The organism is Brasilonema bromeliae SPC951 (assembly GCF_012912135.1).
In the GTDB taxonomy this organism is placed as follows: domain Bacteria; phylum Cyanobacteriota; class Cyanobacteriia; order Cyanobacteriales; family Nostocaceae; genus Brasilonema; species Brasilonema bromeliae.
In genome coordinates this window covers 1-20347 of the sequence record NZ_QMEB01000102.1, presented here as the reverse complement: position 1 = coordinate 20347, position 20347 = coordinate 1, and the positions used below count along the sequence as shown (strand labels likewise).

Sequence of the window (20347 nt, the reverse complement as noted above, 5' to 3'; positions counted from 1 at the left end):
TTATAAGGAGAGGGATGCCCGACAGGGCAGGGTGAGGTTTTAACGGTGTACACACCGGCTCGCTCAAAACCTCACCCTCGCTTTTCGCTGCGCTAAAATCTTTCCCTCTCCTTTATAAGGAGAGGGATGCCCGATAGGGCAGGGTGAGGTTTTCCCACGGACATGATATAAATAAGTCCTAATTGAGTTTGGTTGCTGGCTTTAATTGTGTGGGTTGGCTAAGACTGCGGAAATAGAGGCTACCCACAACCACCCAAAACAGGAGATATCCTACAGCCTGAACGAAATAGAGTTTTTGCGTATAGCCAAATAAAGTTTTCAGCAGAATTCCAGGAAACTGTCGATCAGGTAAAATACCTGAGAGATCCCAAACTTGGGGACCTAAAAGACAAGAAGTATTTCCTTGTCCGCAAGCATCAGCAACTGAGGAATTGATTTGACTCAAAGCAATCGCCGCCGCATCAAGATGGCGGAGTGCAGAAATCACTAATCCAGAGACAATCAGCAGCAGGAACACGCCCATCACCTGGAAAAATTTGCTCAAGTTAATGCGGATACTCCACTTAAACAGTAGCATCCCGATTAAAACAGCCATACTTAGTCCTCCTATTGCCCCAAGTACGGGTGTCCAACCTTCTTGAAACTTAGCGACGATAAACAAAGCCGTTTCTAAACCTTCCCGAAATACGGCAATAAAAATTAAGCTGAAAATTGCCCAAGCTGCACGGTTGTCTTCAACTAAAGCACTTTTAACTGAGCCTTCGATTTCCGCTTTAAGAAATCGTGCTTGTCGTGTCATCCAGATTAGCATCCAACTGAGCATGGCGATCGCAATAACGCCCAGTCCCACCTCGAAAAGTTGCTTGAAGACAGGTGCATACAGCAAATCAGATGTCTGCAAACCTTGGATTCCCAGATTTAGTAGTAAACCGACAACAAAACTAGCTAAAGTGCCGCTGATAACACCTAAGTATACCCAACGATGCAATCTTTGTTGTTCAGCTTGCTGTAAACAGGCGAAGACGATTCCGACAACTAAAGCAGCTTCGACGCCTTCTCTTAAGGTAATAAAAAATGTTGGTAATGCAGCACTCCAATTCATAGTCATTCGTAATTCGTAATTCGTAATTAAGTAACCCAGATGAAATCTGACTTTCTCAATTTACATCTGTAGCGTGATTTTAGTTTTACATAATTTCTGTGGCAGATGCTTCTACCATTTGTTGTAGACTTTTTACCTTTGCTTTTAGCGACTTTAATTTCTTGGACTCAACAGACTTATGTTTGTGATCTTTTTTCCTTTTTGGCTTCAGTCTTTGTTTGATAATAGAATTAACCCCTTCCGTAAAAAACCATGATGGAAATCCTCACCTTAAACGTATCTCCAGCCGTAGGTTTAACCGATGAGCAATTTTATCAACTTTGCATTGCTAACGAACCTTGGCAATTAGAACTTACCCAGACTGGAGAATTAATCATTATCCCTCCAACAGGCGGAGAAAGCGGAATTAGAAATTCAGACATTAACATGCAAGTCGGTTTATGGAACCGTCAAACCAAGTTAGGAAAAGTCTTTGACTCTTCCACTGAGTTTAAATTACCCAGTGGTGCTTATCGCTGTCCTGATGCTTCTTGGGTGAAGTTAGAACGTTGGGAAGCTTTAACAAAAGATGAAAAACGACGTTTTCCACCTATTTGTCCTGATTTTGTAATTGAACTACGTTCAGAAAGTGATGCTTTAGATAAATTACGCACCAAAATGCGGGAATATCAAGAGAATGGAGCGAGTTTAGGTTGGTTAATTGATCCGCAAACGCCTTTGGTAGAAATTTATCGACCAGAACAAGATGTAGAAGTTTTGAATTTCCCTTTTGATAACCCTCCTCAACTTTCCGGTGAAGAAGTTTTACCTGGTTTTGTTTTAGATTTGACTATTATTTTAAATCCATAGCGAATAGACTATAGATAATTTTTCCTATCACCAATCCCTTATTTTCAAAATAACCCATCAGGAGGTTTGCATGCAAGAAGATAAACTAAATAATCCAGAAACTAAAACCAACAACAGCGCGGACGATGAAAAATCGCACATAGAGGCTGCATCAAAGTTTATTCAAGAGACTTCTATAGAAAAAATGCATGAAATAGCTGAAGCAGCGCGACTAAAAAAACTCATGGAACCTCCAAAATGGGTATATCCCATTGACGATTAATCAAAGATCCTTTTATTTACACTCCTACACTCACCCTCCATTACAGTGTAGGAGTGTAACTTACACAATCTCTAGGAGAAAGTGTTTTGTCCTTGTGCAATTAAAGTCTCTATATTCCTATCCCCAATGGGGATGTTGTTATTTATTTCAGACCCTGGTAATATCTCAAGGATTCTGCTATTTTCTATAATAGGAATACCTTGGCTAAACTGAAGATTGCCAATCCAATCAAAGTTTTCAACCTGACCAAGCATAAAAGTATCATGTCCAGAAGCGTAGTCGGGCGTATTGTTGTTGAAACCACCCAAGAGTAGCGAGTCATTAACTGGGTTGTCTATGACTTTGCCGCTACCAGATCCTGTATCAGTGTTAGAAGCAGCTTCAACTGTAGGTTCAGCAACAGGGGTAGATGCTGGAACAGAAGCTAGAACAGAGTTTGAAGGAAAAACACTGTCCAATGTAGCTGTAGGCATGGAGGCAGATTGCGGGGTAGGGGTTGAGGTAGATGCGATCGTTGAGTTAGATGTAGAGTTTGGTATGTAGCTCATGGGATTTGTATCACCACTACCAAAGTCCTGAACCCAATAGTTGTTAGAAAAACCAGTGCCAATCTCAGTATATTCGGGCTTGAGGATATTAGCTCGGTGTCCAGGACTGTTCATCCAATCTTGAACAACCTGTTGAGGTGTTGTTTGCCCTGCTGCGATGTTCTCTGCCATCATTTGAGCTGAATACCCAACAACCTTCGCTCGATCCCACGCTTGAGACCCATCTGGTGATGTATGACTCAAAATACCACGTTGTGACATCTCTTGAGCATATTTGTCAGCAGCATAGTTCAGTTCAGCATTTGCTTTCAGAGGTGGAAGATTATTCTTAGCTCGTTCTTGGTTAGTTAGTTCAAAAACTTGCTGCTCGAATGTCGCGTTGTTTGATTCCATCAATACTGTCCTCGCAAAGATTTGTTCACATGCTCAGCAGATGAGAATTCTGCTGTCAGTTTTGGTAGAAGCAAACCTGAAGAGGGCTAATTAAAAAATATAGCAGCTGAAACGATTTTTGTGTACAAAAAATATAAAGGCGAAGAGGTATCTCCACAAAAGCACAGCAAGTGCTCAAATTAGAGTTTGAAAATTTGAAACGTGAGAGAAACGAGATTTCTAAAGCGGTGAGGGAAGAAGAAAAAGAAGAAAAACGACTACTAGCGCGTCAAAAAGCCAAGCAAAGGCATCGTGGAAAAGCGTAGACGCTACTTAACTGTCTGTTGCAAAGTTTGGATGACTCCATACATTTGTACGGGATCAAGGACTCGCAGTAAGCTAGTTTGAGTAACAATGCCTAATCCTATTCCTCGATCCCAAGATACCACCAATCTTCGCGTCTGTTGCCGTTGCATTTCCACAAGAGCAGTCCATAAAGAATCCTCAGGATTGAGCACAAATAGCTGTGTACTCATCACAGTTTGCGCTAGAACTTCAGATAGATTCACTTCCATTGCCTGAAATTGTACAATGTCCTCCTCGGTGACAATTCCGATGGGAATGTGAACAAATTGTCCCAAATCTAACGGTGGTTGATCCTCGGTTATGACGACACAGCTAATCCGAAACTCTGCCATCACCTGAGCTAAAGTTAATACCGAAGCACTCATGGAAGCACGAATGACTTGGGTTGTCATCACATCTGCCACACGCATGAACTTCAGGAGATGAACAGGGCGTAAAATCCTACGAATACTCTCGTGGGAAATAACACCAATAAGTTCGCCCTTTTGTCCTACTATAGGCAGATGGCGAATACGATACCGCCGAAATAAAAATAAAGCCGCAAAAACATCCTGAAAAGTCGCTTGCTCCAATGTCATCACTGGTTGCGTCATCACTTGCGCTATTGTGACCTTTCTAAAGTCAACTTCATCTGCGGTTAGCCGTACAATATCTCTTTCTGTAAAAATACCCAATACTTTAGTATTCTTTATCACCAAAACACAGCTAGAGCCTGTCGGATGTACGGTCAATCCATTTAACGGTGAATTAACACGAGATAATGAGCAACTGTGAATTCGCTTTTGGTTCATTAAAGTAATGACATCTACCAGCAATGTTTCTGGTGTGACAGTCAGTGGTTTATAGTCTACCGCCGTCTCTATTGCTGGTTCACTCAGCCGCAGATCATCAAGTAGCATGGCTCATTTGTCTGGAAAACACTGTTTCATAATGTACCTATAAGACTGGGCAGAGTTCCTGACCTGTTTCGTCTGTTGTAAGTTTTGTCACTATTCGTTACATTAGCTTATGACACTCTCTGGGGAGACTGTCATGAAAGTTCTAAGAAGTTGCTTTGAACGAGGCTGTTGCCCTATGTTGTAAAGGTTCTTAGCGAAACGGCACAACTCCTGCACAAGCAGAAATTCAGACTTATTCAGTTCTCGGATTTGCTTCTTTTGGGTCAGCTAAATTCAGGTGTAACACGTAAGAAAATGGGGCAAGCGTATTCAGGAGGCAGTGCGCCTTTGCAGGTTCCCCTTCGTTTTGCAACGCCAAGCATGGTTTCCAAATTCCCGCAAGGTGTATGATGATTTTCTCTGAAATATAAATTAAAAAACTGTAAAAATGCGATATAATAAGCGCCACTGAAACAATATGTTGCCTAATTTTTACACGGGTTTTACCCAAACTCCAAAGGCGCTATCAGTGTGCATCGAAGCTTCCCCCTGGAGTGCGCTGTAGACGTGTCTTTAAGCCAAATATCCTCGCTATTTATGTCTAATAACACCTGGAGTCGTCACCACATTCTTTCCCTCGCTGACTTCACCACTGATGAGTACGATACCGTTTTGCAAACGGCTGCTAGTTTTCAAGAGGTTCTATCTCGGCGGACGAAGAAAGTCCCAACTTTGCAGGGACAGGTTGTGGCGAATTTATTTTTTGAGCCATCGACTCGCACTCGCAGCAGTTTTGAACTCGCTGCTAAGCGGCTATCGGCAGATACACTGAATTTTGCCTCAGGAACTTCTTCAATGACAAAAGGAGAAACTATTCTTGATACGGCGAAAACTTACTTGGCAATGGGAACTGATATAATGGTGATTCGCCATCGGGAGGCTGGAGTTCCTGATGCGATCGCCCAAGAAATGGATCGACTCGGTGTACGAGTCAGCGTCCTCAATGCTGGTGATGGTCAACACGAACATCCTTCCCAAGGTCTGTTGGACTTATTTACTATTTGTAGTCTCCTTGATCCAGATCTACCCCGAGTCGAGCTTTTGAAAGAAAAAAAGATTGCGATTGTTGGGGATATTCTCCATTCGCGGGTAGCACGCTCAAATATTTGGAGTCTGACAGCAAGTGGTGCTGATGTGCATTTAGCAGCACCACCCACCCTCTTACCTAAATTATTTGCAGATTACTGTGAAAATACACCAGGTAAAGTGTTTCTCCACTGGGAGTTAGAACCAGCTTTGCAAGATGCAGATTTTGTGATGACTTTACGCTTGCAAAAAGAACGAATGACTGCTCATTTATTGCCTTCTTTGCGAGAATATCACCAGATGTTTGGTATGACACACTCAAGGCTGCAACTGTGCAAGCCAAATGTCAAGCTTTTGCACCCTGGCCCAGTGAACCGTGGTGTCGAAATTAGCTCAGAGTTAATGGATGACCCGGAATTTAGCCTCATTCAAGCTCAAGTAACTAGTGGTGTTGCTGTTCGTATGGCGCTGCTGTATTTGATCGGGAGTGGTAAGGCATAGGAATAAGGGACAAGCAGACAATTGCTAACTCATGACTCACGGGTCATGACTAAATATTAATATTGACATCTTCTATATTTCGATTATTCTAGAAATATGGTAAATCAAGAAACGGCTCGATATGCAGATATGTTTGCTGCACTCGGGTCGGAACCACGACTTGAAATAATGCGGCTGCTGTTTGCGGCTTATCCAGAAGGGATGACAGTGGGTGAGATTCAGGAAAAGCTCAAAATCCCGAACTCAACCCTGTCGCACCATTTGGAAAAGCTGCGGAACGAAGAGTTAGTGAAGAGCCGCAAAGATAAGCAATTTCTGTGGTACTCAGCAAATGCTGAGACGATGGAGGATTTGCTTACTTTTTTGACGACGGACAGAAGGAGAGGTGAAGGCGATCGCTCAGCGGCTCCTATGGCTACGCCAGGCCTTCGGCGAACGGAGCATCGCGTCTCCAACGAACACACCCTTGAACGCACTAACAAGACACCTATTCAGGAGGGGTTTATGTTTGAAAAATTTTTTGAGTCTATTTTTCACAAACTGTCAGGGTCTTTTTCTGACAGATTTCATCTCAAAGGTTTTGAAAGGTTTACCCAAAAGGCAGTTAACGCGATTAATTTGGCTCAGGGTGAATCGCGCCGTTTGGGGCATAATTTTGTTGGGACAGAACAAATCTTACTGGGACTTCTTGGTGAAGGGAGTGGTATAGGCTGGCAGTTTCTTAATTCTGTGGGGGTGAATTTGGAAAATGCACAGATTGAAGTCGAAAAAATTATCGGCAGAGGGAAAGGTGATACAGCTATAGATATTCCCTTCACTCCCAGAGCTAAACAGGTGTTAGAACTAGCGGTAGAGGACGCCCGATGTCTTAATGTTAACTACGTTGGTACTGAGCATTTGCTATTAGGCATTCTCCATGAAGGAGGGGGAGTCGCAATTCGGGTATTGCAAAGTCTTGGGGTAGATTTGATTTCTTTAGAACAGCGACTGCGAAGGGCTTTGACCTAACATAAGAGGTTTTCAGCCAGCCATGCTCATAACCCATTGTCCATTTATTGGTGAACGCGCAAAAGCGAGGTCGCGGATGAGTGGGATTCTGGAACGAATATAAGCACTCACAATACTGATTTCTTCGTCGTTAAGTAGTTTTCTGTTTTCAAGCAGTCTAATTAACTGCTTGACTAGTTCGGTATCACTGAAGTTTAGAAGAATACTGGTCTGGGTTTCTTCAATCACAGACCATAGATGACGTAACGTTGAAGAGTCCATCGGATAAACCTCCTTTCTAAAGACTCGTTCTTAGTCAAACACATTAGTGTTATCAAGAATCTAAAAACAATCTTAAACCTAAAATCTAAAGTAAATCTTAAATTTTACATAAATTAATTAGATGACAATCTAATCGTATATAGCGCTTCTCATTTGAGTCAAATACACGAATGGTGTAGGGCTGGCATTGCAATGCCCACCTGACATCTAAAATCTAAAGAAAATCTTAAATTTTACACAAATTATAGCAGGGAACAGCGAACTCTTAACGGGCTTGATGGTCTGGTGGCGTCCGTATTTTCTCATTAGTTCATGTCCTAATCTACCTGGCAACTGCTGTAATTAGATGAGAATCTTAGATCTCAATACGCTTGGTGAGCCAATGTAGAGACGTTGCATGCAACGTCTCTACGCATGCAACGTCTCTACACGGCACTGTACGAATTGATGAAGCGTTCTATCTTACACGCAGGTTTAGCAGCTCTGCGGGAGATGCCAACATATCAATTGCCACGAAGAAAATTTTGCCTTCGGAATTGAGTAAGAAGCGCCAACTGATATTCATACCAACGTTGACACCAAACCAAGGAGTTTGTACTATACCTGTGACTTTAACTTGCTTAGAGCCATTTTGTAGCTCTTCGGATATACCTTCCTGCGGCAGGATATTGAGTCCCTGTGCTTCTGCACGCATATATCTCTTGATCGCCTCATAACCAACAATCGGTTTCTGGAATGGTGGTTGCAGGGCACCGTCGGGAGTAAATAGAGCAATAGCAGCGTCAAAGTCATCTTTGTTCAGAGCTTCTATGTAACTTAATACAGTAGGCTCTGTGATGCCCTTAACAGTAATTTTAGTAGGAGCTGGCTCGGTACGTGGAAACAGGGGTTCAGCATCTACTTGGGGACTACTAGAAACAACAACATCCCCGAATCCCATGTCTACCACAGTATTACGAAGTACTGTGATTTGCTGACCGGCATCGAGTTGCTTGATTGCGTCTAGCACGATTTGGACACCTCTAGACATTTCATAGCCAGAGGGAACAGGAGCAACAATGCCCTGTTTCATGAACTCTCCTAACTCATACCAGAAAGCCAGTTTAGTGTTGACACTGAAGTTTGCATAGGAACGACTAATGGGAGTGTCAGCACGGTTAGCAAGATCGCGCATGACTTGCAATTGATCTGCTTGAGACATCTGCTTAATTTGGTTTAGTAAACCTTCCGCAAACTGTAGGCGTGCTGCTCCTACAGCCGCAGGAGTGATGGAACGACCCATTTCAGTGTAGGCAAACCAGAGTAATGCCAGTTTATCGTCAACGTTAAGTTGCTCGAACAGTGCTATCGTGGCTGGAATCGGACTAGGAACTTGAGTGCTAGAAAAGATGCTTTGAGCGGACTCGATAGAATAAACCATCGTCAGAATCTCCAGGTCTATTTGTATTTAATTACTCAAAATTTGCTTTTTCGGATATTAAGCTAAGACAGACTTGCAGTAGTCCCTATTAAGCTGTGTTCAGTTAGAATCCAGCTTTCTTCTAGAGCGATACAACTCCAATCTTGGCGCTTGTGAACATTGAATTTTTCTGTCTTATGGTGAGCAGTGCTCAGCTAGGGTTTTGGGACAGTCGCGCAACTGCCTTACCCAAAGGTGAAGCTAGCCCGTGAGTTTTCTTACAAGTACATCAGTTAATGAGAGGAAAGCAGTGATGCCCACCTTAGTCATTAATGACGTAGCTGTGTGTATTCACGAAAACTTTCTTCACATAGATTTCTCTCTAACGTAAATTAATGTAACAAAAAAGTTAACTAATGTAAAGTTTTTTAACATGATATAAGATTATTCTTTTTTGGTAGAGTCATTTAACAGACTTTTATATATAAAAGGTTCATCAATTGTGCTATGTACTGTCTTCAGAACTATTGCAAAAACCGACTGATGATTTATAGCGGTTTTCAATTGCGTGCAATACGGTAGAGACGTTGCATCCGAAAGTTCTACATATCGTTGTGTATTTGATCCAAACGAGAAGCGCTATATGAGATACAAAACTTGAATCTATTTGTTTAACAAAAATGAACGCATCCGTTCGGAATCACCTAATGCTGTTTCCAGCATTGAGCGCTGAAACTCTAATGGCATTTCAGGTTCACTGGCTAAACTCTCTAAACAAACTTGGATAGTAGATAGAGGAGTCCGCAATTCATGTCCTACAATCGCAATCAGGTTGCTTTGTGTACGCTCTAAAGCTGCCAGTTGCTGGTTAAGGGTTTCCAAGTTGGTGTAAGCTTGAGCTTGGATTAAGGCGGCTGCTACTTGGGTGGCGATCGCCTCTACCAACACTCGCTCAGAGTCACTCCAAACATAAGCAGAGTCACCACAGTGATGCAATTCTAATATTCCTAACCAAGTTTGATGATAGCGAATTGGCACCAAGAGGCACGACCGAATTGAAGCGCGTTGGAATTGAGCACTTAAATCGGGATCTGTTTGTATGCCTAAGTCTTGTGTGGTGTCGGCGATGGCGATCGCTCGATCACCAGTCAAAGCAGCTTGAAACAGCGGATGATTTGCCAACGACCAAGTTTCTCCCTTCATAGAAGACCGATAAGCTGTCAATTCCCCTTTTCAGCTAATTTCCAGTTGAAATTGAGGAGCTGTAAACAGGGTTAGAAACAGTTCACTCCTCCAAACACAATCTTCCATAATCAGAGTTATCAGTTGTTCAGTTATCACTGTTTACTGATGAGTATTTACTAATGGTTGTAAAGAAGTACCACTCACCTGTGCATCACGCAGATCAACCCCATCCAGGTTGATGCTGCTAAGGTCAGCGTAGCGCAGGTTGGTTCTTGACAAAATGGCTTTAGTGAAGTTGGCGTTATACAAATCTGCCTGACTCAAGTTTGCACCTGTCAAGTTTGCCTTGCTCAAATTCGCACCCGCTAAGTTAGCACCAGTGAGGTCAGCATAGCGCAGATCCGCACCCTCCAAATTTGTATAGCTGAGGTCAGCGTAGCGCAGATTGGCTAAGCGCAAGTCTGCCTTTGTTAGGACAGCCTTGTGTAAATCCACTTGAGTCAGGGTTGCCCGGATTAAACAAGCTTTACTGAAATTTGCCCAAATCAGGACAGCTTCAGTGAGATTGGCTCTCCACAGGGTTGCTTCCGCAACAACAGCTTCACTCAAATTGGCTCCACGTAGAGAAGCGCCTGATAGATTTGCCCCAGTCAAGTCTGAGCGACTCAAGTTGATTCCTGCTAAAGCGAATTCGCTGAGGTTGGCTTGCTGCAAGTTCACCTGCAAAAAATCTCTGTTACCTGCGGCATAGCGTATAAGAAGTTCATCAGTATCCATGATCATGTAAAGTTGAGGCTCAAACCCCGGAATTTCTTATTACTGACAGACAAGTGATGTGTGACACAACTGAGCAACCATAAAACCTAAGGGTTGAGCAGTTTAGCTGATAGCAAAGGTCATTAACAATTAAGCGCGAAAACTAGCAAAATCGCCAGCACTCCACCAAAAGCTTAGCGCTTCTGTTGTTCAAGGGTTGGATACTCTGCCAAATAAATAGCAGATTCAACCGCGTAGTTGTTAAGAATGCCTCTGTCATCAGCGGTGTAACGCATGGTTTTGTCTTTTTGTAAATTTATATAAATAATTGTAACAAATAATGAGCAAAAAGCAATAACATGAAAATTATCTGCTAAGAATTTTTGGTTCTAGAACTGATCAAGACTGCTTAAGACTGGATCACTATTGGTTCATTGTCCCCTTGTGCCCTCATTTTTCCACTCCCTAATTCCCACTCATGGCTGACGACGGAGTGAGATTTGGTAAACAAACTGAAGGTATGAACGCAACTACGGAAACAGATGAAATATAATCTCAAAGAAACTTTTCGTGTCATCCTTGCGGTATCTATGCTGATCGCTGGGATAACACACTTTACATCTGCTGACCAGTATGTCAGAATTGTGCCGCCGCAACTCCCCTACCCTCTGGAAATTGTTTATCTCAGTGGCTTTTATGAAATCTTGGGCGGTATTGGGTTATTAGTTCCGCCTGTCAGTCAAGCTACGGCTTGGGGGCTTATTGCTCTTTTTATTGCTGTTTTTCCGGCAAATATCAACATGGCGGTTAATCTGATTCCGATTGACAATATACCCAATTCACCTTGGGTACATGTGATCAGACTTCCTTTTCAGGCGGTTTTAATTGCTTGGGCTTGGTTGTACACACAACCTTCAGATTTAGAGAAACAAGCTTCTATTATTCCTAAGTCACTCATTCCCAAGAAACTGCTGAAATTGGAGTAAGCCATTTATAGAAACCTCTCCCTTGCCCTCTCTTAACTGGAGAGGGAACAGAGTTAAAATAATCAGGGTACAAGCGGATTGGATATGACGACATCAAAGACCGTGCAACAACTACAAGCCCAATGGGTAACGCCGGAAAATTTTCGTCGATACGGACAAGTGATTTTTCCCAGTGAACATGGCAAATCCTTTGATGCAGAAGATGCGAGATTAGTACTTGATAAAGGTACTCCCCGCTTTTACATTATGAGACTGCACCGCAGAGGGCGCAGATTTCACACCATCACTCGCCATGTGCAATGTACTCAGTGTTTGGGTTCGTTGGAAGGGAAGGACTGGTTCATTGCGGTTTGTCCTCCTAACAATAATATTGATCAACCATCTCTAGAAGATATCGCAGCTTTCCGCATTCCAGGAAATTGCTTTATCAAATTAGAGGTAGGAACTTGGCACGCTGGACCGTATTTTGAGCATGAAGTTGTGGATTTTTATAATTTGGAATTGAGTGATACGAATGTGGTAGACCATTTCACTCACAATTTTCTTAACAGTCACAGTTTAGAGTTTGAGATTTTGTAGTACTTCCAAGTGCTTGCAAGCAAGCGAAGTTTGTCAGAGAAATCCGAAAAATTGTGGTACTCCTAGCGCGGGCTTTGCCCTTACGGAGGAGCACTCGCGCTCACCAACGCAGTGGCTCCCGTCTTGGATTTTTGAACACAACTTCCTGTTACAGCAGTACAGGTACTAAATCAATACAATATTGATACAATATTGCAGGTCAGTTTTTCCTTGCTTATAATTAAAGAAATAAGGTGTAAGACAAAAGCACCAAAATCTAAATAAAACGACAAATAACTAGGTTAAAAAATCTAAAAATTATCGGGTCTCAAAAAACAAAAAATTAACTTTGCCTGATGATGATCAATAATTTGAGCCTCGTAGCTGTCATGAAAAATTGAGCTATGCTCAAGGATGCTTTTCGTGTGGAAGTTTTTTATTGACAGCTGAAGAGTGTATAAATTGACTGAAATTTTTCATATTGGGTTTGACAATATAGCCAACCCAAATTTGGTCATGTGTCCATTTGGCTAGTAATGGTCAATCTGAGGAGAATAGGAAAATGTTGGAATTACAAAGAAAAGACTTTAACTGTCTTACCAGCTACGCTATAGAAAATATCTCTTCTATAAATGTAGATAAGCTCAAGCCATTCTTTAGCAACCTTCCTGCAGATCCATACTTAGCAGGCAATTATCGTTTCCGGCGTTTATCTCATTTTCAAATTTCTGGCAGGAGTATAATCAAGCTGCCACATCGTCCTTTATATCAACCCAAACAATATAATCCTTTGTTGGGTGATGTCGTCAGGGAGTATGCAGAACTAGATGATGAACTGATAAAATTGGCAGATTTTCAAAGAATGATTTTAGAATTTTTCGAGTTTTGTGAACTCTGCTCAACTTTTAAAGAAATTGCAGTTCATCAAATTAGAACCACCGCTTCCCCAGAGCAAATTGGCAAACCTGCTCCTGAAGGAATCCATAGAGATGGAGTAGATGTAATTGGTATATTTTCTGTGAACAGAGAAAGAATTGAAGGGGGAGAAACTCATTTATACAAATCTAAGAATGACAGCCCAGTTTTGAACAAAATTCTCAACCCCGGAGAAATGTTAGTCTTTGGCGACGGGGAATTTTTTCATTTTACATCTGTTATCAATGCAATCTCTAAGATAGGTGGGGTGAGAGATGTGTTTGTGTTGACTTGTCCAGGATTGGGTTCGCCAAACGATAAGTAAAAAACCAAATTCAGCATCCAGAGCTTGAACTGACTTAACTGAGATCTTGGATCTGCTTTTTTGTCCGCCAAGAAATAAATTTCTTGGCTCAAAGTTCAAGTCCGTTAAAACGGACTAAAAGATTTACCCAGTCCGTTTTAACGGACTTAATCTATTAGCCTTGTAGACGCCGGAGGCGGTGAGGGGGTCGCAGTCTTGGCGGTTCCCGTCGATTGCGTAAGCGCAAGCGCACGCCAAGGGCGAACGCGCAGCGTCTCCGAAGGAGTTACCCCCGAACCCGGAGGGCTTCCCGCAGGGTACTTAAGTTCAAGGCGTACTCACCGGTAAGGTGCAAGATCTCAATCAACAGGAAAGTAAAATCACAAATAAAGGAGTTTTTTATGGTTGACCTTGACTTAGGATGGATACGCAATCAGTTTCCAGCACTTTCACAAGAAATTAATGGTCAACCTGTGATTTTTTTTGATGGACCTGGTGGGACTCAGGTACCAAAGTCAGTTATAGATGCGATCGCCCAATACCTAGTCACCTCAAACGCCAATGCACACGGGGCTTTTGCCACAAGTCAGCGCACAGATGCGCTCATAACTTCAGCTCGTACAGCTATGGCTGATTTATTGGGCTGCAGTTCTGACGAAGTGGTCTTTGGTGCCAATATGACTACGCTGACTTATAGCTTGAGTCGGGCGATCGCCCATACGGGAGACTCACTCAGGGCGATCGCTCGCGAACTCCAAAGCGGTGATGAAATCATTGTCACCAAGCTAGACCACTATGCTAACGTTTCACCTTGGTTTGCGCTTTCTGAACGCGGTGTAGTCATTCGTGAGGTCGAAATCAATCCAGAAGACTGCACCCTAGACATAAACCATCTCAAGCAGCAGATAAATGAACGGACGCGATTAGTGGCGGTAGGGTATGCATCCAACGCTGTGGGCACAATTAACGATATTGCAACAATTGTGCAATTAGCTCATGCTGTTGGGGCGATGGTTTTTGTGGATGCGGTTCACTACGTTGCTCACGCTCCCATCGACGTACGTGTCCTTGACTGCGACTTTCTCGCTTGCTCTGCTTATAAATTCTTTGGACCGCATGTTGGGATATTATATGCAAAGCGCGAGCATCTTGCTCGATTGCGTCCTTATAAGGTGCAACCAGCCCCAGATGAAATTCCGTCACGTTGGGAAAATGGAACCCAGAACTACGAAGGGCTAGCGGGGTTAGTAGCAGCAATCAACTATCTTGCTGAACTAGGTCACCGAGTCTTACCGGGTGTTCAGAACCGCCGAGAAGCCTTACTCGCAGCGATGATAGCAATTAAGCAATACGAAAGAGATTTGTGCCAAAAATTGGTCACGGGATTGCAACAAATTCCTGATATAACTTTATATGGCATTACTGATACAACCCGCTTTGACTGGCGGACACCAACTGTTGGCATACGACTTGCTGGGCGAACACCTCACGCTGTTGCCAAAGCATTGGGTGAGCAAGGTATCTTTACCTGGAACGGTAACTTCTATGCACTCGGTCTTACAAAAGAATTAGGAGTTGAGTCAAGCGGAGGACTTTTGCGAATTGGGCTGGTACATTACAATAGCGTTGAAGAGATTCACCAATTGTTGAAAGCACTTATCAAGATAGTGCCAAGTCATGAGTCCTGAGATATAGCAATTCATCAGTTGTATCCACCGTAGGGGCACGAGCCAGCTGTGCCCCTAACATGCGTAACAAATCACGGTCAGAGCGATTTCTCAACAAATAATCCATACGCTTGTCTGTGCAGTTGTTTTCAGTTCACCTCTCACACAAAAGTGTTAGCACTTGCTGCACACAAAACATTACGAAACTATGACAAATATTTGCAATTGATTCGCTACCTCCTGTAGAGTTTTCTCAAGTAAGTCTGTTAGCTATGCCAATAAATTGCAATTAGCTGCACAGTTATCTACTCCAAAGCTGGGCGACACTACCGATTGTAAGGAGCAAAGATGAGAATCGAGCAAAAGCTGAAAGCTCTGCTATTGACAAGTTCTGTTTGGATGTTAGTAACAACTCCTGCTTGGAGTCAGATGGTCAAAGCTCAAGCGGCATTGAATTCGACATTGCAGGCGAAATTCTCCCGGGTTGGAAGATTATCGCTTCTTACGCCTACACCGACGCTACTATCACCAAAGAGAACACGTTTTCTGTAGACAATCGTCTCAATAATATGCCAAGGCACACTGCAAGTTTGTGGACAACGTACACGCTACAAAATGGTGGGTTGAAAGGATTGGGCTTTGGAGGGGGAATTTTTTACATTGGCGATACGCATGATTGCGTCTGCCCTTTGGGCAATCGCGCTGGGGATTTAGCCAACACTTTTGAAGTCCCTAGCTACACCCGTGTAGATGCTGCCGTTTACTACGAAACAGGAAACTTCAGAGCTGCGCTCAACTTCAAGAATCTCTCCAATATTCGGTACTTTGAAGGGACACAAGGTCGCACGGAGGTTCAGCCTGGTGCCCCTTTTACTGTGCAGGGAACGATTTCTTGGGAGTTTTGATTGCAATCACACGACATTTAATTTAGGAGCATCCACCATGAATTATAAACAAATCCGCGACTTTACATTTTACATACACCGCTATCTCGGCTTAATCGTAGGACTACTGCTAATCATCATCGGCTTAACTGGCACCTTACTAGTCTTTCAGCGGGAAATCGACCAATACCTAGTGAGTCAACAATTTGGGCAAGTCATTCCTCAAGGACAACGCGTCCCTATTGAGTCCGTAGTAAAAACCGTCAAAACCGCCTACGCCTCCCAACCTGAGCTGAAACTATTAAGCATCAACACACTTCCAGATGCCCACCTCCCCTATCGCGTCTGGCTGGAAGCCCCAGGTGAAAAACGGACGCAAGTATTTGTCAATCCCTACACGGGTGTAATTATGGGTTCTCGTCAGTGGGAGCGTACATTGATTGGGTTCACCTTCAAACTCCACTATGAACTTCTTGCTGGCAAAATCGGCGAAGTCATCGTTGGAATTGCCGCGTTTTTCCTTTTCCTTCTTAGCATTACAGGATTTATTTTATGGCCCGGTTGGCGCAAACTGATTCTTGGCTTCAAGATCAAGTGGAATGCACATCCCAAGCGAACTAACTTTGATATTCACAAAGTGGCAGGTATCATTGCAGCTGTTTTCCTTGGCATGATTTCCTTCACAGGCGTGTGCTGGAATTTTTGGGATTTTTCCCAACCCGTCATTCACGCTGCAACCTTCACTCCCATCCCACCCACACCAGTTTCTCAACCTATACACGGCAAGTCACCCTTGGGACTAGGCGAAATTCTTAAAAAAGCTGATGCTGCTCTACCAGGTGCTGTTACTACCTACATCAGCCTACCGCAAACCCCAGAAGGAGTTTTTAGAGTGGGCAAAAAACAGCCTCAAGAGGCATCCGAGTATGGTTACTCTCAGGTTTATCTCGACCAGTATACAGGCAAAGTGGTGCTACTAAAAAATGGCTTGCAGCCATCACGAGCTGATCGAGTTTTCAACTCGTTTTCACCAATGCACTATGGCACTTTTGGTGGTTTACCTACCCGCATTCTCTATATATTTGTTGGACTTACACCGCTGATTTTATTTATCACTGGCTTTGTGATGTGGTGGTATCGCTACAAAGGGAAAAATTCCGGACGGGAGTCAATAAAAATGATTGAGCCTTCAGTGAAAAGTTAAAGAATGACGGCGATCTGTGGTGGCGCGATCGCCCATTCTACTACTTATAAAAGCTGAAGTAGGTAGAATACAGCAGCAATTCCTGAGTCAGGAGTCAGACCTACTCAATCCTGGTGAAATGGTATAAAGTCGCTCTTGGTTTGATGTTTATGGAGTTTTGATAATTGTTAAAATGAACAATGCCACTTTGCAAAAATAGGACTGATTGCAATGGTTACTCAAGCTAAATCTTTCAAGCAAAAAGGTATCATTTACCCCGAAAGCGACGGACAGCCAATGGCAGAGAATACAAAGCAATTTGAATTGATTGTACTCATTAAAAAAAACTTGGATCTGCTGTTTGACAATGACCCCAATGTGTTCGTTGCTGGAGACTTACTGTGGTATCCCGTTGAGGGCGATAACCTCACTCGCAGAGCACCTGATGTTATGGTTATCTTTGGCAGACCAAAAGGAGACCGAGGTTCTTATCTACAGTGGCGAGAAGACAATATTGCTCCACAAGTGGTGTTTGAAATCCTTTCCCCCAGTAATAGCGCCAAAGAGATGATTAGTAAATACAAATTTTATGAGCGCTATGGTGTGGAAGAATACTACTTGTATGATCCAGACACAGGTGAGTTGACTGGCTGGCTACGGTCTGGTAATGAATTAGCAGAAATTGAGCAAATGATAGGTTGGGTTAGTCCCCGTCTAAACATACGCTTTGAATTGTCTGATGGCGAACTGCAGATTTATCATCCTGATGGACAGCGGTTTCTGAATTATGTAGAACTGGCTCAAAAACAAGAACAAGCTGAAGCTAGGGCAAAACAAGCTGAAACTAGGGCAGAACAAGCTGAAGCAGAACTACAAGCACTCCGTGCTTTACTTCAACAACGAGGAATTAATCCAGACCAAGTGTGAACGAATATCATTTAGAAGTCAAACAAAACGGCGATCGCGAAGCCAATGTTTCGGGTGAACGCTTAGATCGCTACCTCTCCCAAGAATTATCAAATTTCTCGCGATACGCGTAGCGTCAAGCCTCCGGCTTATCGCGCATTCAGCAACTCATAGAACAAGGGTTAGTCCAACTCAATGGCAATGTTTGCACATCAAAGAAAACAGCGCTTAAAGTAGGCGATCGCATTTCCATAACAATACCAGAACCTGAACCTCTAGAACTCCAAGCAGAAAATATTCCTCTCGACATTCTTTACGAAGACGACTCTCTACTTATCATCAACAAAAGCGCTCTTGTTAGTTGTCCATCCTGCACCAGGTCATCAAGACGGGACTTTAGTCAACGCTATTTTAGCTCACTGCCCTAACCTACCAGGAATTGAGGGAGTTCAACGTCCGGGAATTGTCCATCGATTAGATAAGGATACAACAGGGGCGATGCTCCGGAGGAGCCGCTTCGCGATCGCAATAGCCAAAACAGAACACGCCCATCAACATATACAAGCTCAACTCAAAGCAAAAACTGCACGGCGAGAATACCTCGGCATTATCTACGGTGTACCCAAAACAGAAAGCGGTACGATAAATTTACCCATCGGTCGTCATCCAGTTGATCGGGTCAAACTAGGTTGAAACACAGCAATACTGCAAAAAATGACGACTTTTGCGCTGGTTGCGAAAGAATAGAGGGATTTTCCTAAAGATTTTCTATTGTGAGTGATTCTTTTTACTGTCAAATTATATACAAACTAATCCAAGTAATCATTGCTCTCAGTAGAGTCCTCAAAAAATCTTGAAATCTTTAGGAACCACAACAAGCGTAGATGATGAAAATCCACAAAACTATTAAAGCTGTCATTATTGCTAGTATAGTTGCTGTTTTAGTTGTTTTCGGAACTCCAGCACTTTCTCATAATGTTGAGCATCGTGAGCATAAGCAAACATTAAATAAGGTGCTCAGCGATAGTTCAGACACCAAGCTGAACGCAGCTTATCACAATAATGCAATTAATTCAATCAATAGCAGTAACTCTGATCTTGCTCCTCCAAACAGAAAATTTCTTATTAGCACAAAGAAAACTTATGGAATTAGAAAGAACGTTGTTGACCTTACCCAAGAAGAGAAACAAGCATTCGTTGATGCTGTGCGGACATTAAAACACGTAGTTCCAGAAGGTAGCAGTATCAGTATCTACGACCAGTTTGTTGCAGTGCATGTAGCGGCAATGGGTTTAATGTACGACAGTGCACAAGGTCCAGCAGCTGGACATGATGGTGCCCATGAAAGTGATTTATTCCTTCCCTGGCATCGTGAGTTTATACACCGATTTGAAAAAGCTTTGCAATCAGTAAACCCCAATGTCACGCTTCCTTATTGGGATTGGACAGACGCTAATGCGTTGGCAGTTCTCTTTCAAGATGACTTTATGGGGCCAAATGGTCAAGGAGTCAACCTCAGCATTCCGGGTTTGGGTGAAGTTCAAGGAGGACCTGTTGTGTCTGGTCCTTTTACAAAAGCCAATGGATGGGTTCTAAACCCAAACTTACATATCAAGCCATCAGGAGAACCATTTGGCGACACACTCTTACGCTTTTTGCAAGTGCCTCCCACAAATAGTTACCCTATTCCTAAAGAAGATGTGGAGCAAATCCTTGCTATTAATGACTATGAAACTTTTCGCTTAGCTCTAGAAGGATTTATCAAACTTGATAGTTCCTCTCAACAACCAACGCCAGGAGTCTTTGAGCATAACTATTTTCATAGCTTCGTTGGTGGAGCCACTTTTGACCCTGCTGTAGGTCGTCCCGAGGCTCTAGGTACAATGGCTGACCTTTCCAGTGCTATCAACGATCCCGTATTTTGGCTGGTTCATGCCAATGTGGATCGTCTTTGGGCCGAATGGCAGGAAAATGGGCACAAGGGTAGCAATTATTATCCTGCCACAGGTAGACATTATGGAGAGAATCTCAACGACCGATTGTGGCCTTGGGATGGAGGAGAGTCCATTCCAGCGAATTGGACTCCAGGAGATTTGTTCTCTTTACTACCTAGTTTCTCACCTGATGATATTGTCACACCTGCAGACACTCTGAATTTTAGAAAGTATGCCTACACCTATGACACTCTTAAAAGAGCAATTGTCAATCTGAAATCAAGTTCATAAACTGTGAGGTAAAAATCACAGCATAATTGTGAGTGTTGTCAAGCGTCTAGGGTCCAGAGTGATTCTGGACTTTTGAATGGTGCAATATAGGTTATAAAGAGTGAGATGAAAACCCTGCGGCTTTAGCCCAGGGACGCCACATGCCT

The 20347-nt window shown here is 43.0% G+C and carries 21 protein-coding genes and 1 pseudogene; 14 read left to right on the top strand and 8 right to left on the bottom strand.

The window, feature by feature from the left end; all coding sequences use genetic code 11:
- Positions 1 to 178: 178 nt before the first annotated feature.
- The gene (locus DP116_RS14360; RefSeq protein WP_169155838.1) at positions 179 to 1102 is read right to left on the bottom strand and encodes an FTR1 family iron permease; all 924 of its coding nucleotides are present in this window, start codon (positions 1100 to 1102) and stop codon (positions 179 to 181) included.
- Between the two features lie 255 nt (positions 1103 to 1357).
- On the opposite strand from DP116_RS14360, the gene DP116_RS14355 reads away from it, so the two are divergent.
- Complete coding sequence (locus tag DP116_RS14355; protein WP_169155837.1) at positions 1358 to 1951, top strand: Uma2 family endonuclease; 594 nt, start codon at positions 1358 to 1360, stop codon at positions 1949 to 1951.
- Positions 1952 to 2021: 70 nt separating this feature from the next.
- The gene (locus DP116_RS14350; RefSeq protein WP_169155835.1) at positions 2022 to 2213 is read left to right on the top strand and encodes a hypothetical protein; all 192 of its coding nucleotides are present in this window, start codon (positions 2022 to 2024) and stop codon (positions 2211 to 2213) included.
- Between the two features lie 71 nt (positions 2214 to 2284).
- Here DP116_RS14350 and DP116_RS14345 read toward each other — a convergent pair whose 3' ends face one another.
- Complete coding sequence (locus DP116_RS14345) at positions 2285 to 3154, bottom strand: CAP domain-containing protein (RefSeq protein ID WP_169155834.1); 870 nt, start codon at positions 3152 to 3154, stop codon at positions 2285 to 2287.
- A 149-nt stretch (positions 3155 to 3303) separates the two neighbouring features.
- Between DP116_RS14345 and DP116_RS14340 the strand changes: the two genes are divergently transcribed.
- A complete protein-coding gene (locus DP116_RS14340) occupies positions 3304 to 3459 on the top strand; it encodes a DUF2992 family protein (RefSeq protein WP_339381456.1) in 156 nt (51 codons plus the stop codon).
- 3 nt (positions 3460 to 3462) lie between these two features.
- Here DP116_RS14340 and DP116_RS14335 read toward each other — a convergent pair whose 3' ends face one another.
- Positions 3463 to 4398, bottom strand: a complete 936-nt coding sequence (locus DP116_RS14335) for a CBS domain-containing protein (RefSeq protein ID WP_169155832.1) — start codon at positions 4396 to 4398, stop codon at positions 3463 to 3465.
- A gap of 576 nt (positions 4399 to 4974) precedes the next feature.
- On the opposite strand from DP116_RS14335, the gene DP116_RS14330 reads away from it, so the two are divergent.
- Complete coding sequence (locus DP116_RS14330; protein ID WP_169155831.1) at positions 4975 to 5964, top strand: aspartate carbamoyltransferase catalytic subunit; 990 nt, start codon at positions 4975 to 4977, stop codon at positions 5962 to 5964.
- A gap of 96 nt (positions 5965 to 6060) precedes the next feature.
- The gene (locus DP116_RS30730; RefSeq protein WP_169155830.1) at positions 6061 to 6972 is read left to right on the top strand and encodes an ArsR/SmtB family transcription factor; all 912 of its coding nucleotides are present in this window, start codon (positions 6061 to 6063) and stop codon (positions 6970 to 6972) included.
- Between the two features lie 12 nt (positions 6973 to 6984).
- On the opposite strand, the gene DP116_RS14320 is transcribed toward DP116_RS30730, so the two are convergent.
- The 5 genes from DP116_RS14320 to DP116_RS30880 all read right to left on the bottom strand — a co-directional run bounded on the left by DP116_RS14320 (position 6985) and on the right by DP116_RS30880 (position 10869).
- Positions 6985 to 7233 carry a hypothetical protein gene (locus DP116_RS14320; RefSeq protein WP_169155829.1) on the bottom strand — a complete coding sequence of 83 codons (249 nt, stop codon included), beginning with the start codon at positions 7231 to 7233 and terminating at the stop codon, positions 6985 to 6987.
- Between the two features lie 457 nt (positions 7234 to 7690).
- On the bottom strand, positions 7691 to 8653 hold the full coding sequence (locus DP116_RS14315) for an orange carotenoid protein N-terminal domain-containing protein (protein WP_169155828.1): 963 nt from the start codon (positions 8651 to 8653) through the stop codon (positions 7691 to 7693).
- Positions 8654 to 9295: 642 nt separating this feature from the next.
- A complete protein-coding gene (locus DP116_RS14310; protein ID WP_246275627.1) occupies positions 9296 to 9856 on the bottom strand; it encodes a GAF domain-containing sensor histidine kinase in 561 nt (186 codons plus the stop codon).
- Positions 9857 to 9976: 120 nt separating this feature from the next.
- Positions 9977 to 10594: a pentapeptide repeat-containing protein gene (locus tag DP116_RS14305; protein WP_169155826.1), complete on the bottom strand. Its 618-nt coding sequence runs from the start codon at positions 10592 to 10594 to the stop codon at positions 9977 to 9979.
- 173 nt (positions 10595 to 10767) lie between these two features.
- The gene (locus tag DP116_RS30880; RefSeq protein ID WP_479686316.1) at positions 10768 to 10869 is read right to left on the bottom strand and encodes a hypothetical protein; all 102 of its coding nucleotides are present in this window, start codon (positions 10867 to 10869) and stop codon (positions 10768 to 10770) included.
- A 246-nt stretch (positions 10870 to 11115) separates the two neighbouring features.
- Between DP116_RS30880 and DP116_RS14300 the strand changes: the two genes are divergently transcribed.
- From DP116_RS14300 to DP116_RS14260, 9 genes and pseudogenes are all read left to right on the top strand, one after another.
- Positions 11116 to 11559: a DoxX family protein gene (locus DP116_RS14300; RefSeq protein ID WP_169155825.1), complete on the top strand. Its 444-nt coding sequence runs from the start codon at positions 11116 to 11118 to the stop codon at positions 11557 to 11559.
- Positions 11560 to 11643: 84 nt separating this feature from the next.
- Positions 11644 to 12138: an ureidoglycolate lyase gene (locus DP116_RS14295; protein WP_169155824.1), complete on the top strand. Its 495-nt coding sequence runs from the start codon at positions 11644 to 11646 to the stop codon at positions 12136 to 12138.
- A gap of 541 nt (positions 12139 to 12679) precedes the next feature.
- The gene (locus DP116_RS14290; RefSeq protein WP_169155823.1) at positions 12680 to 13357 is read left to right on the top strand and encodes a 2OG-Fe dioxygenase family protein; all 678 of its coding nucleotides are present in this window, start codon (positions 12680 to 12682) and stop codon (positions 13355 to 13357) included.
- A 380-nt stretch (positions 13358 to 13737) separates the two neighbouring features.
- Complete coding sequence (locus DP116_RS14285) at positions 13738 to 15024, top strand: cysteine desulfurase-like protein (RefSeq protein WP_169155822.1); 1287 nt, start codon at positions 13738 to 13740, stop codon at positions 15022 to 15024.
- 374 nt (positions 15025 to 15398) lie between these two features.
- On the top strand, positions 15399 to 15908 hold the full coding sequence (locus tag DP116_RS14280; RefSeq protein ID WP_246275626.1) for a TonB-dependent receptor domain-containing protein: 510 nt from the start codon (positions 15399 to 15401) through the stop codon (positions 15906 to 15908).
- Between the two features lie 37 nt (positions 15909 to 15945).
- Positions 15946 to 17091, top strand: coding sequence for a PepSY-associated TM helix domain-containing protein (locus DP116_RS14275; RefSeq protein WP_169155821.1), 1146 nt, complete (start codon positions 15946 to 15948; stop codon positions 17089 to 17091).
- 210 nt (positions 17092 to 17301) lie between these two features.
- Positions 17302 to 17997 (top strand): Uma2 family endonuclease, encoded by a 696-nt coding sequence (locus DP116_RS14270; protein WP_169155820.1) that lies wholly within the window; start codon positions 17302 to 17304, stop codon positions 17995 to 17997.
- Positions 17994 to 18663: pseudogene (locus DP116_RS14265) on the top strand (pseudouridine synthase); the annotation flags it as partial. The gene DP116_RS14270 and the pseudogene DP116_RS14265, both read left to right, overlap by 4 nt.
- 197 nt (positions 18664 to 18860) lie before the next feature.
- On the top strand, positions 18861 to 20201 hold the full coding sequence (locus tag DP116_RS14260) for a tyrosinase family protein (protein ID WP_169155819.1): 1341 nt from the start codon (positions 18861 to 18863) through the stop codon (positions 20199 to 20201).
- Positions 20202 to 20347: the final 146 nt, after the last annotated feature.